The 1,931-nt window shown below is 71.5% G+C and carries 3 protein-coding genes; all 3 read right to left on the bottom strand.

Annotated features, from left to right (window positions below; genetic code table 11):
* On the bottom strand, nt 1-502 hold a 502-nt coding region (locus tag L995_RS16825), incomplete at its 3' end, for a tRNA-uridine aminocarboxypropyltransferase (RefSeq protein WP_047472712.1).
* 15 nt (nt 503-517) lie between these two features.
* Complete coding sequence (locus L995_RS16820) at nt 518-877, bottom strand: 5-carboxymethyl-2-hydroxymuconate Delta-isomerase (RefSeq protein ID WP_012203756.1); 360 nt, start codon at nt 875-877, stop codon at nt 518-520.
* A gap of 31 nt (nt 878-908) precedes the next feature.
* The coding region (locus L995_RS16815; protein WP_047472711.1) for an aminotransferase class I/II-fold pyridoxal phosphate-dependent enzyme at nt 909-1,931 on the bottom strand (1,023 nt) is incomplete at its 5' end.

Raw genomic sequence — 1,931 nt, 5'->3', positions numbered from 1 at the left:
CCGCGTCCTTGCGCAGGGCGCCGTAGCGCGAGGCGGGCAGGTCGCCCTGCAGTGCCAGGCGCGGCAGGCACTGCAGACCGGGGTTGAGGTAGAGCATCTTGCGGCTCTTGCGCCAGGTGGCGTCCAGCACCACCAGGCGCAGGTCCTCCGGGCATGGCGCGGGCTGCGGCCAGGGCGCTTGCCTGGCCAGGCCCAGCTGGTCGCCGTGCGGTGTTTCCGGATAGAGCAGTACGGCCTGTCGCGGGGCGTCGCCCGACTGCCAGGGCGCGTGCAGCAGTGCCTGCAACTGCGCTGGCTCGAAGGCCTCGCCCACCGCCAGGCGGCTGGCGGGCAGGCACAGGTGCAGCAGCCGGCCCGTGCCCTTGGCCTGCAGTTCCTCCTCGGGATGCTGGAGCACCAGCAACTGCACCGCATGCGGCACCGGCTGCACCAGGGGGCACAGGCAGGTGCGCTCAGGGCGCAGGCATTGCGCGCAGCGTGCGCGGGTGCTCACGGCGGACAAGGCCCGGCGCCTGCCTTACAGGCGACCCTTGTAGTAGCTGGGCTTGTCCATGTCGGCGATTTCCACGCTGAGCTGGACCATCATGCCGGCCGGCTGGGGCGTGAGGCGGCGCAGCACCGCGGCAATGCCTTCGGACAGTTCTTTCTTGGCCGTGTCGGTACGGCCCGCCAGCAGGCGCAGCTGCACATGGACGAAGCCGCGATTGGCTGGTGCCGAGCCGATCTCGAACTGGCTGACCGGCAGCAGGCGGGCCTTGACGTCAGCCTCGTCCAGGATGCTGGGGTGGCCGCAGACGAAGGCGTTGAGTTCGGTCAGCAGTTGCTGGCCGGGCAGACCGGCGAGGTTGTCGGTGTATTCGACGTAGAGATGGGGCATGGATGTCTCCGTTCCGGTGGTGAAGAGGGATTCAGGGCAGGGGTGGGGCCAGGCGCGAGACCTCGTCCAGCGCCGTCAGCAGCAGCTGCACGTCGATGCGCGTGTGGGAGGCCGACAGCGCGATGCGCAGCCGCGCCGTGCCTTCGGGCACGGTGGGCGGGCGGATGGCGGGCACCCACAGGCCGCGCTCGCGCAGGCCTTCCATCACGGCCAGGGCCGTGGCGTTGGAGCCTATGACCAGGGCCTGCACGGCGGTGCGCGAAGGCAGCAACTGCCAGCCCGTGCGCGCCAGCAGCGGCGTGAGGCCGGCGCGCAGCTCGGCAATGCGTTCGGCCAGGGCCTCGCGGCGCTCGTCCTCGGCCTCGATCAGGGCCACGCTGGCCTGCAGCGCGCTGGCCAGCATGGGCGGCGCGGCCGTGGCGAAGATGTAGCTGCGCGTCTTTTGCAGCAGCCACTCGACCAGCATGTCGCTGCCCGCGACAAAGGCGCCGGCCACGCCAGCGGCCTTGCCCAGGGTGGCCATGTAGAGCACGCGCGGCGAGGCGTTTGCGCCCGTCAGTCCCGCCTCGGCCAGGCTGCCCCGGCCTTGTGGGCCGAGCACGCCGAAGCCATGCGCGTCGTCAAGCAGCAGCAGCGCGTCGTACTGCTCGCACAGCGCCAGCAGGCCGCGGATGTCGGCCACATTGCCATCCATGCTGAACACGGCATCGCTGATGACCAGCTTGCGCCGGGCCGTGCTGGCGGCCAGTTGCGCGGCCAGGTCGCCCAGGTCGGCATGGGCATAGCGGTGGACCTGGGCGCGCGACAGGCGTGCGCCGTCGATCAGGCAGGCGTGGTTGAGCGCATCGGAGAACAGGGCATCGCCCGCGCCCACCAGGGCCGGCACGATGCCGGCATTGGTGGCGTAGCCCGCATAGAAGTAGAGCGCGCGCGGCAGCTGCACGAAGTGCGCCAGCTGTTCCTCCAGCGCGGCGTTGGCCGTGCTGTGCCCGCTGACCAGGGGCGAGCCGCCCGAGCCCACGCCAAAGGCCTGGGCGCCCGCGCAGGCACGCGG

Source organism: Delftia sp. ZNC0008, assembly GCF_000799035.1.
GTDB classification, from domain to species: domain Bacteria; phylum Pseudomonadota; class Gammaproteobacteria; order Burkholderiales; family Burkholderiaceae_C; genus Comamonas; species Comamonas tsuruhatensis.
The sequence above is the reverse complement of the archived record's forward strand: the minus strand, read 5'-3'. Positions and strand labels throughout refer to the sequence as shown.

Bases quoted from the DNA above. Each gene is read 5' to 3' on its own strand.
- L995_RS16820 (WP_012203756.1), bottom strand. From the start codon at position 877: ATGCCCCATCTCTACGTCGAATACACCGACAACCTCGCCGGTCTGCCC.